The organism is Henriciella aquimarina, assembly GCF_002088975.1.
Taxonomy (GTDB): domain Bacteria; phylum Pseudomonadota; class Alphaproteobacteria; order Caulobacterales; family Hyphomonadaceae; genus Henriciella; species Henriciella aquimarina.
Map to the genome: position 1 here is coordinate 1 of NZ_NCST01000022.1, position 443 is coordinate 443.

Sequence of the window (443 nt, forward strand, 5' to 3'; positions counted from 1 at the left end):
CTCGCCGCGCGCGCCTTCTATGCCGGCCGGCCGGGTGTGACGCGGACCGAGGTGGCGCATGCGCCCAAGGATGAGCGTGAGGCGGACAGGATCGCGAAAGTGCTCGCCGATCCGCCGCTCGGGCTGGAGAATCTGGAAGCGCTGCGCGGTGGCGGGCAGCTGCACAAGGGCGCGCTGATCGTCGAGCCGCACGTGCTGATCCCGTCCCTGCTCGAAGGCGCCGAGACGCGCTTCGGAGAGGCCGTGACGCTTGCCGACCTGGACGATGGCGTGCCGACACTCTTGGCCGCCGGCCACCTTGTGCCGGACCTGCTGGCCTCGCTTCAGCTCGAAGGGCGGCTCGGCCAGGTGGAGTGGTTCGACAGCGCCGTCGACGCGCCAGCCGCCGCCATGGCGCGGGGCGACTATGCGCTGGCGCTCGGTAAACGCCGCCTCTGGGGCGC

The 443-nt window shown here is 72.0% G+C and carries 1 pseudogene; it reads left to right on the forward strand.

The features are described 5' to 3' along the window. Positions 1 to 443, forward strand: a pseudogene (locus tag B8784_RS21510) (FAD-dependent cmnm(5)s(2)U34 oxidoreductase); the annotation flags it as partial.